We start from the raw sequence: 17,984 nt of genomic DNA on the forward strand, positions 1-17,984 counted from the left end.
TTTCGCTTCGGACAGACGAGATGAATTCAAATCCAGACGTCGTTCGCGGCGGTGCGTTCGCCGCCCTGGTCACCTGTATTGGGCACGCCCCTTGGTTCGATCAGCAGTAGTTTGACCTCGTGTTCGGCATAAGGCTTGTGTTCGACGCCCTTCGGCACGACGAACATTTCGCCTGCCGACAACTTCACCGCGCCGTCGCGAAAATCGATCCGCAGCACGCCATCGAGGACGATGAAGGTTTCATCGGTGTCCTTGTGATCGTGCCAGATGAAGTCGCCCTCGAGCTTCACGATCTTGAATTGATAGTCGTTCATTTCGGCGATGACCTTCGGCTGCCACTGCTCGTCGAACAGTTTAAGCTTCGCGCCGAAGTTGATCGCCTGGTACTTCATCTGGTTTCTCCTGCGAATGCTCCTAGGATTTATAACCGACTGACGTGGCCGTAGGACGTTTGCCCAGGAAAAGTGGGCGTCGAATGAGTGCATCAATAATAGGCAACGCCATTTCTTTGTATGCAACTGATGCGGCATCCAGCCATTCTAAAAGCACGATATTCGGAAGCCATATCATGTGTTTAGGACGCCAATAGAGTTGCATTAAGGTTTGGCACGAACCTTGCGAAGTCGCTCCAAAAGCACGATTCCCGTAGCGTTGGAGCCATCAGATGAAGCGCCGCGATTTCCTGAAATCCGTCACCGGCGTCGCTGCCGGCGCCATGGTGCCGGCGCCCGCGATCTGGTCCGCGGCCAAGGCGGATGCCCGCTCCGAGACGCTGCTGATCGTCTCCGAGGGCGGCCCCAACAATCTCGACATCCACGGCGTCGGCACCAACGTGCCCGGCTATGAGGTGTCGTGGAATTGCTACGACCGGCTGATCAGCCATGAGATGAAGAGCGGCCCCGGCGGCGTGCCCTATTACGACCGCGACAAGTTCAAGCCCGAACTCGCCGAGGACATGAATGTCGGCGACATGTCGGTGACCTTCAAACTGAAGAAGAGCGCGAAATTCCACGACGGCACACAGGTGTCGGCCAAGGACGTCAAATGGTCGCTCGACCGCGCCGTCAGCGTCGGCGGCTTTCCGACGTTCCAGATGAGCGCGGGCTCGCTGACAAAGCCGGAACAGTTCGTCGTCGTCGACGACAACACCGTGCGGGTGGATTTCGCCAAGAAGGATCGCCTGACGATTCCGGATCTCGCCGTCATCGTGCCCTGCGTGGTCAATTCCGAACTGGTGAAGAAGAACGCCAGCGAGAAGGACCCCTGGGGCCTCGAATACACCAAGCAACAGACCGCTGGCTCCGGCGCCTACAAGGTGACGAAATGGACCGCCGGCACCGAAGTGATCATGGAACGCAACGACGACTGGGTCGGTGGTCCCATGCCGAAGATCAAGCGCGTGATCTGGCGCATGGTGCCGCAGGCAGGCAACCGCCGCGCGCTGCTCGAGCGGGGCGATGCCGACATTTCCTATGAATTGCCAAACAAGGATTTCCAGGAGCTGAAGGCCGCCGGCAAGCTCAACATCGTGTCGCTGCCGTTCTCGAACGGCATCCAGTACATCGGCATGAACGTGACCAAGCCGCCGTTCGACAATCTGAAGGTGCGGCAGGCGGTGGCTTACGCGATTCCGTATCAGAAGATCATGGACGCGGTGCTGTTCGGGCTCGCCAATCCGATGTTCGGCGCGCCCGCCGAGAAGCCGACCGAGGTGGCGTGGCCGCAGCCGACCAAATATGTCACCGACATGGACAAGGCCAAGGCGCTGATGGCGGAAGCCGGCTATCCCAACGGCTTCGAGACCACCATTTCATTCGACCTGAATTTCGCCGGGATCAACGAGCCGCTCTGCGTGCTGACGCAGGAGAGTCTCGCGCAGATCGGCATCAAGACCACGATCAACAAGGTGCCCGGCGCCAACTGGCGCACCGAGTTGAACAAGAAGGAGATGCCGCTGTTCACCAACGTGTTCTCGGGCTGGCTCGATTACCCCGAATATTTCTTCTACTGGTGCTATCACGGCAACAATTCCGTCTTCAACACCATGAGCTACAAGTCGCCTGCGATGGACAAGTTGATCGACGGCGCACGCACCGCCGCCGCCAGCGGCGATACGGCGGCCTATGACGGCGACGTGAAAGGTTTTGTCGATCTCGCCTTTGCCGACATCCCGCGCATTCCGCTGTACCAGCCCTTCGTCAACGTTGCGATGCAGAAGAACGTCTCCGGCTATCAATACTGGTTCCACCGCCGGCTCGATTATCGCGCGCTGGTGAAGGGGTGAGTGGAGAATAGCAGGCGAATAGCGAATAGGGAGTAGCGAATAGTGGAAGAAAGCAGCCCGCATTATCCATTCGCCATTCGCTATTCGCCATTCGCCGCGCGCTGGAGCGCGCCATGCTGACCATGATCGGCAAGCGGCTGATGTTCGCGATCCCCTCGCTGATCGGGGTTGTGATCGTCACCTTTCTCTTGACGAGGGCGCTGCCGGGCGATCCCGCGGCCTATTTCGCCGGTCCTGCCGCAAACAAGGAGGCAATCGAGCAGATCAGGAAGAAGCTCGGCTTCGACAAGCCGCTGATCGAGCAGTTCTTCCGCTACACCAGCGATCTCGCCCATGGCGATTTCGGCAATTCGCTCACGACAGGCCAGCCGGTCGCGACCGAAATCCGCAACCGCCTGCCGGCGTCTGCCGAACTGACGCTGCTCGGCCTCGTGGTTTCGATCGTGATCGCTATTCCCCTTGGCATTCTCGCCGCGACCAGGCCGGGCTCCTGGATCGACCATCTCTGCCGGGTCACGACCACGGCCGGCGTGTCGCTGCCGGTGTTCTTCACGGGGTTGGTGCTGGTCTATGTCTTCTATTTCCGGCTCGGCTGGTCGCCGGCGCCGCTCGGGCGGCTGGATGTGTTTTATAGCGCGCCGCCGACGGTGACCGGCTTCTATTTGATCGACGCGCTGATCGCCCGCGATTTCGAGGTGTTTCGTTCCGCGCTGAGCCAGCTGATCCTGCCGGCGATGACGCTCGCGATCTTCTCGCTGGCGCCGATCGCGCGGATGACGCGGGCCTCGATGCTGGCGGTGCTGTCGTCGGATTTCGTCCGCACCGCACGTGCCTCCGGCCTGTCGCCGGGCACGGTGATCGTCACCTACGCCTTCCGCAACGCCATGCTGCCGGTCATCACCACACTCAGCATGGTGTTCTCCTTCCTGCTTGGTGCCAACGTGCTGGTGGAAAAAGTGTTCGCCTGGCCGGGCATCGGCTCCTATGCGGTGGAAGCCCTGATCTCGTCGGACTTCGCACCGGTGCAGGGCTTCGTGCTGACCATGGCAGTCATGTATGTGCTGCTCAACCTGATGATCGATATCCTCTATGGCGTGATCGATCCCCGGGTGAGGCTTGAAGGGTGAGTGTGGAAGCATGAGCACCGTTGCGCCTGCCGTTGAACCCGCCGCACCCGCACGCACCTCGGGGCTATCGGCGATCTTCGAGCACACCCGTTACGTGCTCGGCGAGAATCGCGTCACCGCGTTTGCGTTCGGGCTCCTGATCGTGATCGTGTTCGCGGCGCTGTTCGGCCCCTACATCGTTCCCTACGATCCGCTGGCGTCCGATACCGCGGCCGCGCTGAAGCCGCCGTCGCTGGCGCATTGGTTCGGCACCGACCAACTGGGCCGCGACATCTTCAGCCGGGTCATCGTGGCGACGCGGCTCGACACCTTCATCGCGGTGGCGTCCGTCGTGCTGGTATTCCTGATGGGCGGGCTCGCCGGCATCGCCGCGGGCTATTTCGGCGGCTGGACCGACCGCATCGTCGGCCGCATCGCCGACACCATCATGGCGTTCCCGCTGTTCGTGCTGGCGATGGGCATCGTGGCGGCGCTCGGCAACACCGTGCAGAACATCATCATCGCGACCGCGATCGTGAATTTCCCGCTTTATGCCCGCGTCGCGCGCGCCGAGGCCAATGTGCGCCGCGACGCCGGCTTCGTGCAGGCGGCGCGGCTGTCGGGCAATGGCGAATTTCGGATCCTGCTGGTGCACATCCTGCCCAACATCATGCCGATCATGATCGTGCAGATGTCGCTGACCATGGGCTACGCCATCCTCAACGCCGCCGGCCTGTCCTTCATCGGACTCGGCGTGCGGCCGCCGACCGCCGAATGGGGCATCATGGTCGCCGAAGGCGCGGGCTTCATGGTGTCGGGCGAATGGTGGATCGCGCTGTTTCCGGGCGTGGCGCTGATGATCGCGGTGTTCTGCTTCAACCTGCTCGGCGACGGCCTGCGCGACATCGTCGACCCCCAGCGAAGGACGTGAGGGGATGGGAAAGTCATTTCGCGATGTTGCTCTTCACCTCGCCCCGCTTGCGGGGAGAGGTCGCCGCGCTCTTGCGCGGCGGGTGAGGGGGAGCCTCAGCGCACTCCTCTGCCTGCTGTATTCGCTGATAGAGGCCCCTCACCCCAGCCCTCTCCCCGTAAGAACGGGGAGAGGGAGCCGACCTCACTCGCGGAGGCATTGAATGACCGCGCCGCCGCTGCTCGACGTTAACGACCTCACCGTGGAATTCGCCACCCGCCGCGGTATCGTCAAGGCCGTGCAGCACGTCAACATCTCCGTGGCCAAGGGCGAGACGCTCGGCATTGTCGGCGAATCCGGTTCCGGAAAATCGGTGACCTCCTATGCGGTGATGCGGATTCTCGACCGCGCGGGAAAAATCGCCGAGGGCTCGGTGATGTTTTCCGGTATCGACGTCAAGAACGCCAGCGAAGACCAGATGCGCGATTTGCGCGGCCGCGAAATCTCGATGATCTTCCAGAACCCGCGCGCGGCGCTCAATCCGATCCGGAAAGTGGGCGACCAGATCGAGGACGTGCTGCGCCAGCATGTGCAGCAGTCGCAGGTCGGCGACCGCGGCGAGAAGGCGATCGAGGCGCTGGAGCAGGTCAAGATCGCCCGTCCGCGCGAGCGCTATCACGCCTATCCGTTCGAACTGTCGGGCGGCATGTGCCAGCGCGTGGTGATCGCGCTGGCGCTGGCCTGCAATCCGCAGCTCCTGATCGCCGACGAGCCGACCACCGGCCTCGACGTCACCACGCAGAAGGCGGTGATGGATCTGATCGTCGAGCTGACCAAGCGGCGCGGCATGTCGACCATCCTGATCACCCACGATCTCGGCCTGGCGGCGGCCTATTGCGACCGTGTGGTGGTGATGGAAAAGGGCAGGGTGGTGGAAACCGCGCTTTCCGCCGATATTTTTGCCAATCCCGAGCACGCCTATACCAAGAAGCTGATGCGCGCGACGCCCCGGATCGGCGTCTCCCTGCGCGATCTGCTGCCGGAGGAAGAAGCCGCGGCGTTGCCGCCGGTGGCGCCCCAGCCATCAGCCGTCATGGCCGGGCTTGACCCGGCCATCCATCCCTCTTCGCAAGACTCTTCTTCAGCAATGGATCCCCGGGTCAAGCCCGGGGGTGACGATACCGTCAAGCAGCCCCTCCTGCTCGTCGAAAAACTGGTGAAAGAATACCCGCGCCAGGGGGCCACCGCCACTTTGTCAAAACTGTTCTCGCGCAAGCCGCCGGTCGAGCTGGAGAATTTCCGCGCGGTCGACGGCATCAGCTTCTCGGTCGGCCGCGGCGAGAGCGTCGGCCTGGTCGGAGAATCCGGCTGCGGCAAATCCACCACCTCGATGATGGTGATGCGGCTGCTGGACCAGACCTCCGGCCGCATCGCGTTCGACGGCGACGAGATCGGCGCCATCATGCCGAACGCGTTCGCGCGGCTGCCGCTGCGCAAGAGCATCCAGATGGTGTTCCAGGATCCGACCGACAGCCTCAATCCGCGCTTCACCGCGGCGCGCGCCATTGCCGATCCGATCATGCAACTCGGCAATATCAAGGGGCGCGACGCACTCCGTGCGCGCTGCGAGGAGCTGGCCGGCCTGGTCGGCCTGCCGGTCAACCTGCTCGATCGCTTCCCGCATCAATTGTCGGGCGGCCAGAAGGCCCGCGTCGGCATCGCGCGCGCCATCGCGCTGCATCCGAAACTCGTGATCCTCGACGAGCCGACGGCGGCGCTCGACGTCTCGGTGCAGGCGGTAGTGTTGAACCTGCTGCAGGATCTGAAGGCGTCGATGGGCATGAGCTATCTGTTCGTGTCGCACGATTTGAACGTGGTGCGGCTGTTGTGCGACCGGGTCATCGTGATGCGGACGGGGCGAATCGTCGAGCAGGGGCCGTCGGAACGGGTGCTGGGCGACCCGCAGGATGCCTATACCAGGGAGTTATTGACGGCGATCCCGCACCCCCCATTGCCGGTTCATTAGCGCATTTTCGAGCGAAGTGGAGACCGGTTGGCATGAAGAAAACGCGTCAAACAAGAATCTAGAGCATGAAGCGGAAAGATGCTAACCGGGGTTGCGAAACGATCCTGTCGATGGGAGCAAAATGGCCGCCGATCCGCTTGACGATTATGTCGATGCCGCAGCCAAGGCGTTGGCGCTGCCGATCGACCCCGCCTGGAAGCCGGCGGTCAGGGCCAATCTCGAGATCTCGCTGAGGATCGCGCGGCTGGTCGATGAATTCCCGCTCCCCGACGAAACCGAGCCGGCCAGTGTCTTTGCAGCCTGATCTCGCGATTCCCCAAGGCGCCGACGGACTGTCGGCCGCGGAAATCGCCTCGGCCGTATCGGGCCGGAGGTTGTCCGCGCTCGGCGTCACCGAGGCGGCGCTGGCGCGGATCGCCAAACACGATCGCATCCTGAATTGCTTCACCGACGTGACCGCCGATCGCGCCCGCGCCCGGGCGCGCGCCATCGACGCCGCGATTGCAACCGGCAAGAAAGTCGGCCCGCTCGCCGGCGTGCCGTTCGCGGTGAAAAACCTGTTCGATGTGCAGGGGCTTTCGACCCGCGCCGGATCGAAGATCAACCGCGACTTGAAACCGTCGCCGCGCGACGCCACCCTGATCGAGCGGCTGGAGGTTTCGGGCGCCGTGCTAGTCGGCGCGCTCAACATGGGCGAATACGCCTACGATTTTACGGGCGAGAATGTCCACGACGGACCATCGCGCAATCCGCATGATCCGACGCGGATGACCGGCGGCTCCTCCGGCGGCTCCGGCGGCGCGGTCGGCGGCGGCCTGGTGCCGATCGCACTGGGCTCGGACACCAACGGCTCGATCCGGGTGCCGTCCTCATTCTGCGGCATCTTCGGATTGAAGCCGACCTATGGCCGTCTGTCGCGGGCGCGGTCGTTTCCGTTCGTCTACAGCCTCGATCATCTCGGCCCGTTCGCGCGCAATGTCGCGGATCTCGCGCTGGCCTATGACGCGATGCAGGGACCCGACCCGGAGGACGCAGCCTGCACGACGCGGCTCGCCGAGCCGGTGAGTGCGCTGCTTGCGCAGGACATCGGGGGCCTGCGGATTGCGATCGCCGGCGGATATTTCCAGAAGAGTGTTTTTCCCGAGGCTGTCGAGGCCGTCGCCCGCGTCGCCAGGGCGCTCGGAGTTACGCGCACGGTCGAAATCCCGGAGGCCGCACGCGCACGTGCCGCCGCCTATATCATCACCGCTACCGAGGGCGCCTCGCTGCATCTCGATCGCCTGCGCCGGCGTGCGGGCGATTTCGATCCAGCGGTGCGCGACCGCTTGCTGGCGGGCGCGATGATCCCGGCACCTCTGGTCGACCGCGCGCAGAAATTCCGCCGCTGGTATCGCGCGCAGGTGCTGGAACTGTTCAAGTCGGTCGACGTCATCCTCGCGCCTGCAACGCCCTGCGTCGCGCCAAAACTCGGGCAGACGACCTTCGTGCTCGACGGCGTCGAGCTTCCGGTGCGCGCCAATATCGGTGTCCACACCCAGCCGATTTCCTTTATCGGGCTGCCGGTCGCGGCGGTCCCGGTGCCGCTGGAGCCGATGCCGATCGGGGTGCAGATCATCGCCGCGCCCTGGCGCGAGGACATCGCGCTGCGGGTGGCTTTCGCGCTGGAGCGCCAAGGCGTGGTCGCAGCACCTCCGCCGAGGGGAATCTGACATGCAGGTCGATCTCCCCGACGTGCTCTCGGAGGTATCAGCGCAATTCGAGCGCTACGAGAAGGCGCTGGTATCGAACGACGTCGCCGTGCTCGATCAATTGTTCCGCGCCGACCCCAGGACGCTGCGCTACGGCATCGGCGAAAATCTCTACGGCTATGATGCGATCGTGGCGTTTCGTGCCGCGCGCTCGCCGATCGGCCTCAACCGCACGACCGCGCGGACCGTCATCTCCACCTATGGCCGCGACACCGCGGTCGCCTCCACGCTGTTCTATCGCGATACCTTGCCGGGCAAGGTCGGCCGCCAGATGCAGACCTGGGTGCGATTTGCCGAGGGCTGGAAGATCGTCGCCGCCCATGTCAGCATCATCGACGAAGGCGGAACACCCAGGGGTCAAAAGGCATGAGTCTTGACGATCTCCCGGCAGGTTCCGCGCCACGTCCAGAGGCTGAGACGGTGGTCCCGCGCGTCGACCGCGCTTCGCCCCACCCAATCAAGATTACGCGCGCGGAGGAATTGCGGCTGCAGCTCGCGGACGAAATCGTGCGCGGCGCGCTGCCGCCGGGCGCGGCGCTGGACGAGACCGACATCGCACGCCGCTTCAACGTGTCGCGCACCCCGGTGCGCGAGGCGCTGCGCCAGCTCGCAGCCTCGGGCCTGGTCGATTCGCGGGCGCATCGCGGCGCGGTGGTGGCGCGGCCCTCGATCCAGCGGCTGACCGGGATGTTCGAGGCGATGGCGGAGCTGGAAGCGATGTGCGCGGGGCTTGCCGCGGAACGCATGCAGCCCGGCGATCGCCACCGGCTGGAGGCGATCCACGAGGAATTGCGGGTGTTGAGCCATGCCGGCAATCCCGACCGCTTTCACGAGGTCAACGAGCGCTTCCACAATGCGATCTATGCCGGTTCGCAGAACGGCTACATCGCCGAGATTACGCTCGCGACCCGGGTGCGGGTGCAGCCGTTCCGCCGCGCCCAGTTCCGCAATCTCGGCCGGCTGGCGAAATCCCACGCCGAGCACGACCGCGTCGTGGTCGCGATCCTGCGCGGCGACAAGGCCGGCGCGGCCGTCGCGATGCGCGCGCATATTGAGCTGGTGCGGGATGAATACGAGGTTTATGCGGTGTCGGTGTAATCGTCATTCCGGAGCGATGCGAAGCATCGAACCCGGAATCTCGAGATTCCGGGTTCGCATCTTCGATGCGCCCTGGAATGACGGGGGTCACTCCGCCGCGGCTTCCGCCATAAAGGCGCGCCAGCCGCCGAACGCGGAAATCTCCCGTGTGCCGTTGACGTCGGCGGCTTCGACAATGAAACCCTTGACGCCGCGGCCGTCGGCGAGCCGCACGGTGCCGATCGACAGCGGCGGCGGCACGGAGGCCACGAATTTGCCGAACGCGGCGGCGGGCAGCGCCCAGATTTCCAGCTCGATCGACGCGCCCGCTCCGGCTGCCACCCGCAGCATCCCGGGCTTCGGTGGCGTGGTTTCCAGCGCATAGAGCTTGTAGTCCGGCGCGGTGGTGGCCTGTTCCAGCAGCCGACCGCCGAGCGTCTTCAATTCGCCGTTCAGCGCCATGCCCGACAGATGCGCGCCGACCACGGCGATGGCGATCTCGTCGCCACTGACGCCGGCCGGCAACGTCACCAGCGGCGGCTGCGGCAGGCCGAGCGCGCCCATCGGCAATTTCGTGTCGGCGTGGAACATGCGGCCGATGCTGGAGAGCCGCGCGTCCTGGCCGGCCGGCGCTAGCAGCGTGATGCCGAACGGGATGCCGTCCGGCCGCATCGAAGCCGGCAGCGCGAGGGCGCAGAGGTCGAGCAGGTTGACGAAATTGGTGTAGGTGCCGAGCCTGGAATTGAGTTCGAGCGGATTGGCCAGCACCTGCGCGGTGGAATACACCGTCGGCGTCGTCGGCAGCACCAGCGCGTCGATATTGGCAAAGCCGCGCTCGGCGATCTTGCGCAGCCCCTGCAGCCTGTACAGCGCCGCAAAAGTGTCGGCGGCGGAAAGCCTCGAGCCTGCGATGATGATCTCGCGCGTCACCGGATGGATCGCGTCCGGCGATGACGCCAGCAGGTTGCGGATCACCAGATAGCGCTCGGCGACCCACGGCCCCTCATAGAGCAGCCGCGCGGTTTCGTAGAACGGTTCGAGGTCGAACTCGACCAGCGTGGCGCCGAGCGAAGTCCAGCGCTTCAGCGCCTCGGCATAGGCAGCCTCCGAGGCCTTGTCGCCGAAGAAGATCAGCTGGCCTTTATTCGGCACTCCCAGCCTGAGATTGGCGGGAAACGGCGTCATCTCCGCCAGCCGCCGGTCGCGCGAATAGGGGTCGGCGCCGTCCGGGCCGGCGATCGCCTGCAGCGCCGTCATGGCGTCGTCGACGGTGAGCGAGAATACCGAGACGCAATCCAGCGTCCGGCAGGCCGGCACCAGGCCCGCGGTCGAGACCAGGCCAAGGCTCGGCTTCAGCCCGACGATGTTGTTGAGCATCGCCGGCACCCGGCCGCTTCCGGCGGTGTCGGTGCCGAGCGCGAGCGGCACCAATCCCGCCGCCACCGCGACCCCGGAGCCTGAACTCGATCCGCCCGGAATCAGATCGGCGCGCAGCAGATTTTTGGGAATACCGTAGGGCGAGCGTGTGCCGACCAGGCCGGTAGCGAACTGATCGAGGTTGGTCTTGCCGATCACGATGGCGCCGGCCGCGCGCAGCCGCGCCACCGCGGTCGCGTCATGCGTCGGAGAATAGGAAAACGCCGGACAGGCCGCGGTGGTCGGCATGCCCGCCACGTCGATATTGTCCTTCACCGCGACCGGAACGCCGAAGAGAGGAAGCCGTGCGGCATCCTTTTTCGAGGCCAACTGCTCGGCTTCGGCCAGCGCCTGGTTTTCGACGCGCAGGCTGATGAAAATGGCGGGATCGTCATGCGCGCGAATCCGCGCAAAACTGCGCGCCACGGTTTGCGCGGGCGTCAGCTGGCCGGCGCGATGCGCGGCGACGATCGCTGCGACGGTTTCCGTCACCCGCGGCCCCAGTCGCAGACGAAGTCAATCGGCGGATCGGGCAAGCACGCCGTTTCCGCGGTCCGAAAGCGCAGGACTGGACAGAGGTTCGCCATCAATAACTGCTCTCCCGGAGGCGGCAACCGCCTCCCTATCGAAGCAAGCGGTGTGCCATTGTGTACACCCGCGGAGGGCGCCGGAACACGACAAATTTTCTCAATTTATCAGCTGCTTGACCTGAATTTGGACGGCTCCATGCGCGACCCGCCGGCCGAGTCGCTCAGTCGGGTTTGCTTATTTTGTAGGCAGGGTCTCGTGTCGCCGCCGGGCCCACCACCTTGCTGGAGCCCTGCGTGATCAGCCGCGCGGCGCGCTGGTCGCGCAGATAGACCCACAGCCAGCTGATCGCGACCTGAAGCCGGTTGCGCAGGCCGATCAGGAAATAGATGTGGGCGATGCTCCAGATCCACCACGCCAGCACGCCGCGCAGCTTGAACGTTCCGAAATCGATTACCGCCCTGTGCTTGCCGATCTGCGCCAGGCTGCCGGAATTTTTGTAGTGGAATGGCGGCAGCGTTTCGCCGCGCAGCCGCGCCTTGATGGTATCTGCAACATAGCGGCCCTGTTGTTTGGCTGCCGGCGCGATGCCGGGCACCGGCTTACCGTCGGGACCTGCGATCGCGACGGTATCGCCGATCGCGAAAATATCGGGATGGCCCGGCACGGTGAGATCGGGATCGACCTGCAGGCGGCCGGCGCGGTCGGCCGGTGCGTTCAGCCATTCGGCCGCGGGCGAGGCGCGCACGCCGGCGGCCCAGATCAGGGTTTTGGCTGCGAGCTGCTCGCCGCCATACATCACGCCATCGGCCGAGCATTCGGTAACGGGTTTTCCCAGCACCACCTCGACGCCGAGACTTTCCAGCGAGCGCTGCGCGTAAGTCGAAAGATCGTCGGCAAAGCCGGCCAGCACGCGCGGGCCCGCCTCGATCAGCACCACGCGCGCGTGCTGGGTGTCGATGTTGCGGAAGTCCGGCGGCAGCGTGTCCCGCGCCAATTCCGCGATGGTGCCGGCGAGTTCGACCCCGGTCGGGCCGGCGCCGACAATGACGAAGGTGAGGAGCGCCGCGCGCCGCGCCGGATCGGTCTCGCGTTCGGCGCGCTCGAACGCGACCAGAATCCGCCGCCGCAGCGTGGTGGCGTCCTCCAGCGTCTTCAGGCCAGGCGCGAACGGCTCCCATTCGTCATGGCCGAAATAAGCGTGGAAGGCGCCGGTGGCGAGAATCAGGGTGTCGTAGGACAGCGTATCGCCGTCATCGAGCAGCACGCGCTTGTTCGCGGCGTCGACGCCGTTCACGGTGGCGAACAGCGTCGTGACTTCGGCGCGGTCGCGCAGCAGATAGCGGATCGGCCAGGCGATTTCGGACGTGGCCAATGAGGCGGTCGCGACCTGGTACAGCAGCGGCTGGAACAGATGATGGTTGCGCCGGTCGACGAGCGTGATCGCAACCGGCGCGCCGGCCAGCCGAAAGGTGGCTTCCAGTCCGCCAAAACCGGCGCCGACGATGACCACGCGGTGGGGATTTGGCAGCTGCGCCTGTTCGGTCGTCATATGGAAACGCCCCTGGTTTCAGATCTCTCCGTCCGCTCGATTGATGTAGGCGTTTGGCGGGTTCCGTCCAAGGCCGATTTTCCGATTGATCGATAGCGGAAACGTATCGTCGGTCACGCGTTGCGCGGCAGCTGCGCAAGCGTGACGCGGCGGCGCGCCGGCAACCATAATCCCGCGACGGCTCCCAGCAGTGAAAGTCCGGCCGCAACGCGCATGGAAGCCGCGAAACCGGCGCTGAAGCTCGCCGCCGAATCGACCGCGCCGTTGGCGGAAAATACCGCCACCATGGCGGCGATGCCGAACATGCCGCCGAGAAAGCGCCCCATGTTGAAGACGCCGGAGGCCTTGCCGATCTCGGTTGCGGCGACCGAGCCCAGAATCGCATTCTGCGCTGCCGGCATCGCCATCGAAACCCCGACGCCCGCGAGCAGCAGCGGCGCGACCAGCTCCGAATAGGTCATGCCGGGTGCGGCATTGATCGCGATCCAGCCGAGCCCGATCGCCTGCATCAGCAGCCCGGCCACGACCAGCGGCCGTTCGCCGGCCTTGTTGACGAGCGCGCCCGCGATCGGCGCGGTGAGGAATAGCGTCGCGGTCCAGGGCAGTAACCGCAGGCCTGCGCCAAATGGTCCGTAGCCGAGCGCGGCCTGCAAGAATTGCGGCAGCAGGAACAGCATGCCATACATCGCCGCATAAAACAAAAAGCTCGCGGCAACGCCCGATGCAAAGGCGCGCGCCCGAAACAGCCGCATCGGTACCATCGGCGCGGACGCCCGCAGCTCCCACGCCACGAATGCCACCGCCAGCAGCGTCCCGGTGGCGAGCGCGCCGACCGTCTCACGACTGCTCCATCCGGCCATATTGCCGCGCAGCAGTCCCCAGACCAGCGCCAACGCCGCGGCGGCGACGATCGCGAGTCCCGGAATATCCAGCTTGGCCGATGACCCAAAACTCTCGCGAAGCCGCGAAAATACCAAGGCGATGGCGATCAAGCCGATCGGCAGGTTGATCCAGAAGATCCATCGCCAGCCAAAGCTCTCGGTGATGAAGCCGCCGATGGCGGGACCGATGATGAGGGCAAAGCCGGTGACGCCGCTGAAGATGCCGAGCGCCTGCGCGCGCTCTTCTTTTGGAAACGCACCGCTCAGAATCGCCATCGCCAGCGGCATCACCAATGCGGCGCCGGCGCCCTGGACGGCTCGCGCCGCGATCAGCGATGCCGCGCTGCCCGACAGCGCGCATCCCACCGAGGCCAGTGCAAACACGAAAATGCCGCCGGCAAACATCGCCCGGCGCCCGAACCGGTCGCCGATCGCAGCGCCGGTCAGCAGCAGCACCGCGAAGCTAAGATTGTAGGCATTGACCGTCCATTGCAGCGTCTCGACCGACGCATCGAAGTCGCTGCGGATGGTGGCAAACGCCGTGGTGACGACCTGGCCATCCAGCGCCATCATGAACGACGCCAGCGCGGTTATGCCAAGCGTCCAGTTCCTGGTCTGGCGATCGTCCAATTCCTGCATGGTTCCTCTCCCGATCCGTGGCCGCGGCATGCGGCTGCTGACCGACAAGACGAACGGGGAGCACGTAAGGATACGGCCCAAAATATTTTGTTTTCGGCCGAATCCTTTGGCCGGCGCCGTACGTCTCTCAGCCGGTACACGATGATTTGCATCGCGAATCCCGCCATGGAGAGGATGATGAAACGGACCTTGATCAGGTATAAGACCAAGCCGGAGTCGGCAGACCGCAACGCGGAACTGATCGCCGGCGTGTTTGAGGAATTGAAAGCGGCCAAGCCAGCGGGCGTCCGCTATCTTTCGCTGCGGCTCGACGACGATAGTTTTGTGCATTTCGTCGAGACCGAAGCCGACAGCGATGCGATTCCAAAACTGGCGGCTTTTCAGGCGTTTCAGAGCGGGATTCGCGAACGTTGCGTCGAACCGCCGCTGGCCCGCGGCGTGACCATCGTCGGCAATTATCGGATGCTTGGGGAGCCCTGAGCATCCGGCTTAGACGTTCGGAGGCAGAATGAAACCGGTCCCCGCTGCATCGGCCGCCGCCGATCTTGACGGTCTGTTCGCCGAGATGCGGCCAAAACTGCATCGCTACTGCGCGCGCATGGTAGGCTCCGTGATCGACGGCGAGGACGTACTGCAGGATGCCCTGATCAAGGCGGTGGAGTCGTTTGCATCAGCGGGACCGATCGGCAACCCCGCCGGCTGGCTGTTTCGGATCGCGCACAACACCGCGCTGGACTTTCTGCGACGGCGCAACCGGCAGCAGGCTTTGCAATCGGGCGAGGAGGTGGACATGATCGCAGACCCCGCCGACACCGTGGCGAGCCGCCAAATTGCCGGCGCCAGTCTTCGCACCTTCATGCGGCTTCCGGTTGCCCAACGCTCCAGCGTGATCCTGATGGATGTGCTGGGCTGCTCGTTAAAGGAGGCCTGCGAGGTGATGGATTTCAGCCTCCCCGCGGTAAAGGCCGCGCTGCACCGCGGACGCACGCAGCTTCGCGAGCTTGCCGATGAGCCGGACGATCTGCCGCAGCAGAAGCTGTCGGAAGCCGACCGCGATCGCCTCGGCGCCTATGTCGCGCATTTCAACGCGCGGGATTTCGACGCCATCCGTGCCATGATATCGGATGATGTGCGGCTCGATCTCGTCAACAAGATGCGCATGAACGGCAAGGCCGAGGTTTCCAGATATTTTGGGAATTATTCGAAGATCGAGGACTGGCACCTGGTGCCGGGGCTGGTGGAAGGACGCCCTGCCATCCTGGTGTTCGATCCCAACGTGCCCGGCTCGGCGCCGAAATATTTCATGCTGCTGCAATGGACTGCCGGCAAGGTCGCCGATATCCGCGACTTCCGCCACGCGCCCTACATTATCGAGGGCGCCGAATATCTGATCTGAATGGCGACAGGGAGAATGCAGATGACTGCCAGCAAAGCCCCGCATCCGCCGATTGCTTCGCGCGAGCAATGGCTCGGCGAGCGCAAGAAACTTCTCGCGCTGGAGAAGGAACTCACCCGGCAATACGACCGCGTCAATGCCGCGCGGCGCCGGCTGCCGATGGTCAGGATCGAAAAGAACTATCTGTTCGAAAGTCCGGGCGGCAAGCAGTCGCTGAAGGATCTGTTCGAGGGCCGCCGCCAACTCGTGGTCTATCACTTCATGTTCGATCCCTCATGGGAGAATGGCTGTTCGGGCTGCACCCGCTATGCCAACGCGATCGGCGATCTCAGCATGCTGAACGACCGCGACACCACTTTCGTCCTGGTGTCCCGTGCGCCGCTGAGCAAGCTCGAGGCCTACAAGCAGCAAAAAGGATGGCGGCTGCCCTGGGTTTCTTCGTTCGGCAGCGACTTCAACTACGACTTCCATGTCACCAATGACGAGCAGGTGGCACCTATCGAATACAATTACCGCAACAAGGCCGAGCTGGAGGCGAACAAGGTGACCAACGCCATGTCAGGCGAAGAGCACGGCCTCAGCGCCTTCTTCCGCATCGGCGACGACGTCTTCCACACCTATTCGACTTACGCGCGCGGCACCGAAGGGCTCACCAGCGCCCGCGCACTGCTCGACATGACGCCGTACGGGCGGCAGCAGGATTTCGAGGACTCGCCGCCGGGCTGGCCGCAGCGGCCGACCTACGGATAGGTGACGGGCGGGCCGCGGTCGCCTGGCCAACGCAATCCAAACCAAAGCACAATAGGCACTATAATTCTTGCCATCCCCGGCAAATGCGAATTATGGTGCAGATGGCGGCATGCGTCGAAGGTTTTAAGAGGGGCCTTCGGTTCGTGCTTGCTGCCGGCCTGCCATTTCGCGCACAAAACACGGCAACTGACAAAGAGAAGCCCGAAACGGAGCCGGAGCGCTCCCCGAACGGGGCAGGTCGATCGACGGGCGACACAAGCAATCACGAGGAGGGAGACTCTATGAGAACGGCATTCTGGCTGGCGGGCGCGACCGCCCTGGCGCTGGCGAACCCGGCGATCGCAGGCGACACCATCAAGATCGGCTTCGTCTCGACCTTCAGCGGTCCGACCGCCGTGATCGGCAACGACATGCGCAATTCGTTCGAGCTGGCGCTCGACCACATGGGCCGCAAGATGGCCGGCAAGCCGGTCGAGGTGATCTACGAGGATGACGGGCAGAAGCCCGACGTCGGCAAGCAGAAGACCGAAAAGCTCGTGCAATCCGATCATGTCGACTTCATCGCCGGCTATATCTGGTCGAACGTGCTGTTGGCGTCGCTGAAGACCGCGGTGGATTCGCAGACCTTCCTGATCTCGGCCAACGCCGGCCCCTCGCAGCTCGCCGGCGAGTTGTGTTCGCCTTACGTGTTCTCGACCTCCTGGCAGAACGACCAGACCCCGCAGGCGATGGGCCTCTACATGAACCAGAAGGGCGTCAAGTCGCTATTCCTGATCGGCCCGAACTACGCCGCCGGCAAGGACATGCTGGCCGGCGTCAAGAGTACCTTCAAGGGCGAGGTCAAGGGCGAGGAATACACGGTGTGGCCGACCCAGCTCGACTTCTCGGCCGAGTTGTCGAAGGCGCGGGCGTCGGGCGCGGAGTCGATCTTCGTGTTCTATCCGGGCGCCGCCGGCGTGCAGTTCCTCAATCAATATGCCCAGGCCGGCCTCAAGGCGCAGATGCCGCTCTATACCGCGTTCACCATCGACGAATTGTCGCTGCCGCTGCAGAAGGACAACGCGCTCGGCGTTCCCGGCGCGCAGGAATGGGTCAACGACCTCGCGAACGAGCAGAACAAGACGTTCGTGGTCGACTACCGCAAGAAATATCCGGGGCTGCGCCCGACCTATTACGGCGCGCAGGCCTATGACGCAGCCCAACTGATCAACAGCGCGGTGGTCGCGGTCAAAGGCGACACCAGCAAGAAGGACGCGATGAAGGCCGCGATGGAAAAGGCCGATTTCAAATCGCTGCGCGGCGCCTTCAAATACGGCAACAACCACATCCCGATCCAGAACTTCTATCTGCAAGACGTGGTCAAGGACGCCGACGGCATGCTGTCGCTGAAGACGGTCGCCACCATCGTCAAGGACGATCAGGATCGCTTCCACGACAAATGCCCGATGAAGTGAGCGGGGGCGTCAAAATGCAGCGGCGGCGCCTTTCGCGCTGCCGCTGTTTTGCTTTCGGCACATCTTTTGCTACCGACTTCCAGCGGGACGAGTTTGGTTCGATGTGGCAGCGAGCTTCTCCCTCTCCCCGCTCTTCGCGGGGAGAGGGTTGGGGTGAGGGGCTCTCTCAACCAGCACGACTCGCGGAGAGTCCCCCTCACCCGAAATTCGCTGACCG

The 17,984-nt window shown here is 64.2% G+C and carries 16 protein-coding genes; 12 read left to right on the forward strand and 4 right to left on the reverse strand.

Going from position 1 to position 17,984, the window contains the following annotated elements:
* Positions 1 to 26 precede the first annotated feature (26 nt).
* A complete protein-coding gene (locus VK804_RS03520; RefSeq protein ID WP_325367864.1) occupies positions 27 to 392 on the reverse strand; it encodes a cupin domain-containing protein in 366 nt (121 codons plus the stop codon).
* 272 nt (positions 393 to 664) lie between these two features.
* Between VK804_RS03520 and VK804_RS03525 the strand changes: the two genes are divergently transcribed.
* The 8 genes from VK804_RS03525 to VK804_RS03560 all read left to right on the forward strand — a co-directional run bounded on the left by VK804_RS03525 (position 665) and on the right by VK804_RS03560 (position 9,172).
* Complete coding sequence (locus tag VK804_RS03525) at positions 665 to 2,284, forward strand: ABC transporter substrate-binding protein (RefSeq protein ID WP_325367866.1); 1,620 nt, start codon at positions 665 to 667, stop codon at positions 2,282 to 2,284.
* 113 nt (positions 2,285 to 2,397) lie between these two features.
* Complete coding sequence (locus VK804_RS03530; RefSeq protein ID WP_325367868.1) at positions 2,398 to 3,411, forward strand: ABC transporter permease; 1,014 nt, start codon at positions 2,398 to 2,400, stop codon at positions 3,409 to 3,411.
* Between the two features lie 10 nt (positions 3,412 to 3,421).
* On the forward strand, positions 3,422 to 4,321 hold the full coding sequence (locus VK804_RS03535; protein ID WP_325367870.1) for an ABC transporter permease: 900 nt from the start codon (positions 3,422 to 3,424) through the stop codon (positions 4,319 to 4,321).
* 202 nt (positions 4,322 to 4,523) lie between these two features.
* Positions 4,524 to 6,326, forward strand: a complete 1,803-nt coding sequence (locus VK804_RS03540) for an ABC transporter ATP-binding protein (protein WP_325367872.1) — start codon at positions 4,524 to 4,526, stop codon at positions 6,324 to 6,326.
* A gap of 121 nt (positions 6,327 to 6,447) precedes the next feature.
* The gene (locus VK804_RS03545) at positions 6,448 to 6,630 is read left to right on the forward strand and encodes a DUF4089 domain-containing protein (protein ID WP_325367874.1); all 183 of its coding nucleotides are present in this window, start codon (positions 6,448 to 6,450) and stop codon (positions 6,628 to 6,630) included.
* A gap of 28 nt (positions 6,631 to 6,658) precedes the next feature.
* Positions 6,659 to 8,035: an AtzE family amidohydrolase gene (locus VK804_RS03550; protein WP_325367942.1), complete on the forward strand. Its 1,377-nt coding sequence runs from the start codon at positions 6,659 to 6,661 to the stop codon at positions 8,033 to 8,035.
* A gap of 1 nt (position 8,036) precedes the next feature.
* The gene (hpxZ, locus tag VK804_RS03555) at positions 8,037 to 8,444 is read left to right on the forward strand and encodes an oxalurate catabolism protein HpxZ (protein WP_325367876.1); all 408 of its coding nucleotides are present in this window, start codon (positions 8,037 to 8,039) and stop codon (positions 8,442 to 8,444) included.
* Positions 8,441 to 9,172: a GntR family transcriptional regulator gene (locus VK804_RS03560; protein ID WP_325367878.1), complete on the forward strand. Its 732-nt coding sequence runs from the start codon at positions 8,441 to 8,443 to the stop codon at positions 9,170 to 9,172. The genes hpxZ and VK804_RS03560 overlap by 4 nt, the downstream gene beginning before the upstream one ends.
* A gap of 87 nt (positions 9,173 to 9,259) precedes the next feature.
* Here VK804_RS03560 and atzF read toward each other — a convergent pair whose 3' ends face one another.
* From atzF to VK804_RS03575, 3 genes are all read right to left on the reverse strand, one after another.
* Positions 9,260 to 11,059 (reverse strand): allophanate hydrolase, encoded by a 1,800-nt coding sequence (gene atzF, locus VK804_RS03565; protein WP_325367880.1) that lies wholly within the window; start codon positions 11,057 to 11,059, stop codon positions 9,260 to 9,262.
* Positions 11,060 to 11,318: 259 nt separating this feature from the next.
* Complete coding sequence (locus VK804_RS03570; RefSeq protein WP_325367882.1) at positions 11,319 to 12,647, reverse strand: NAD(P)/FAD-dependent oxidoreductase; 1,329 nt, start codon at positions 12,645 to 12,647, stop codon at positions 11,319 to 11,321.
* Positions 12,648 to 12,760: 113 nt separating this feature from the next.
* A complete protein-coding gene (locus VK804_RS03575) occupies positions 12,761 to 14,167 on the reverse strand; it encodes a DHA2 family efflux MFS transporter permease subunit (RefSeq protein ID WP_325367884.1) in 1,407 nt (468 codons plus the stop codon).
* 177 nt (positions 14,168 to 14,344) lie between these two features.
* Between VK804_RS03575 and VK804_RS03580 the strand changes: the two genes are divergently transcribed.
* From VK804_RS03580 to VK804_RS03595, 4 genes are all read left to right on the forward strand, one after another.
* A complete protein-coding gene (locus VK804_RS03580; protein ID WP_325367886.1) occupies positions 14,345 to 14,647 on the forward strand; it encodes a hypothetical protein in 303 nt (100 codons plus the stop codon).
* Positions 14,648 to 14,675: 28 nt separating this feature from the next.
* A complete protein-coding gene (locus VK804_RS03585; protein ID WP_325367888.1) occupies positions 14,676 to 15,563 on the forward strand; it encodes a sigma-70 family RNA polymerase sigma factor in 888 nt (295 codons plus the stop codon).
* 21 nt (positions 15,564 to 15,584) lie between these two features.
* On the forward strand, positions 15,585 to 16,313 hold the full coding sequence (locus VK804_RS03590) for a DUF899 domain-containing protein (protein WP_325367890.1): 729 nt from the start codon (positions 15,585 to 15,587) through the stop codon (positions 16,311 to 16,313).
* Positions 16,314 to 16,594: 281 nt separating this feature from the next.
* Positions 16,595 to 17,767 (forward strand): ABC transporter substrate-binding protein, encoded by a 1,173-nt coding sequence (locus VK804_RS03595; RefSeq protein WP_325367892.1) that lies wholly within the window; start codon positions 16,595 to 16,597, stop codon positions 17,765 to 17,767.
* The last annotated feature ends 217 nt before the right edge of the window (positions 17,768 to 17,984 follow it).

The sequence above is a fragment of the Bradyrhizobium sp. genome, assembly GCF_035484855.1.
In the GTDB taxonomy this organism is placed as follows: domain Bacteria; phylum Pseudomonadota; class Alphaproteobacteria; order Rhizobiales; family Xanthobacteraceae; genus Bradyrhizobium.

Excerpts from the sequence above, each read along its gene's own strand:
- VK804_RS03520 (WP_325367864.1), bottom strand. The coding sequence starts at position 392 with ATGAAGTACCAGGCGATCAACTTCGGCGCGAAGCTTAAACTGTTCGAC.
- VK804_RS03525 (WP_325367866.1), top strand. The coding sequence starts at position 665 with ATGAAGCGCCGCGATTTCCTGAAATCCGTCACCGGCGTCGCTGCCGGC.
- VK804_RS03530 (WP_325367868.1), top strand. The coding sequence starts at position 2,398 with ATGCTGACCATGATCGGCAAGCGGCTGATGTTCGCGATCCCCTCGCTG.
- VK804_RS03535 (WP_325367870.1), top strand. The coding sequence starts at position 3,422 with ATGAGCACCGTTGCGCCTGCCGTTGAACCCGCCGCACCCGCACGCACC.
- VK804_RS03540 (WP_325367872.1), top strand. The coding sequence starts at position 4,524 with ATGACCGCGCCGCCGCTGCTCGACGTTAACGACCTCACCGTGGAATTC.
- VK804_RS03545 (WP_325367874.1), top strand. The coding sequence starts at position 6,448 with ATGGCCGCCGATCCGCTTGACGATTATGTCGATGCCGCAGCCAAGGCG.
- hpxZ (WP_325367876.1), top strand. The coding sequence starts at position 8,037 with ATGCAGGTCGATCTCCCCGACGTGCTCTCGGAGGTATCAGCGCAATTC.
- VK804_RS03560 (WP_325367878.1), top strand. The coding sequence starts at position 8,441 with ATGAGTCTTGACGATCTCCCGGCAGGTTCCGCGCCACGTCCAGAGGCT.
- VK804_RS03570 (WP_325367882.1), bottom strand. The coding sequence starts at position 12,647 with ATGACGACCGAACAGGCGCAGCTGCCAAATCCCCACCGCGTGGTCATC.
- VK804_RS03575 (WP_325367884.1), bottom strand. The coding sequence starts at position 14,167 with ATGCAGGAATTGGACGATCGCCAGACCAGGAACTGGACGCTTGGCATA.
- VK804_RS03580 (WP_325367886.1), top strand. The coding sequence starts at position 14,345 with ATGAAACGGACCTTGATCAGGTATAAGACCAAGCCGGAGTCGGCAGAC.
- VK804_RS03585 (WP_325367888.1), top strand. The coding sequence starts at position 14,676 with ATGAAACCGGTCCCCGCTGCATCGGCCGCCGCCGATCTTGACGGTCTG.
- VK804_RS03590 (WP_325367890.1), top strand. The coding sequence starts at position 15,585 with ATGACTGCCAGCAAAGCCCCGCATCCGCCGATTGCTTCGCGCGAGCAA.
- VK804_RS03595 (WP_325367892.1), top strand. The coding sequence starts at position 16,595 with ATGAGAACGGCATTCTGGCTGGCGGGCGCGACCGCCCTGGCGCTGGCG.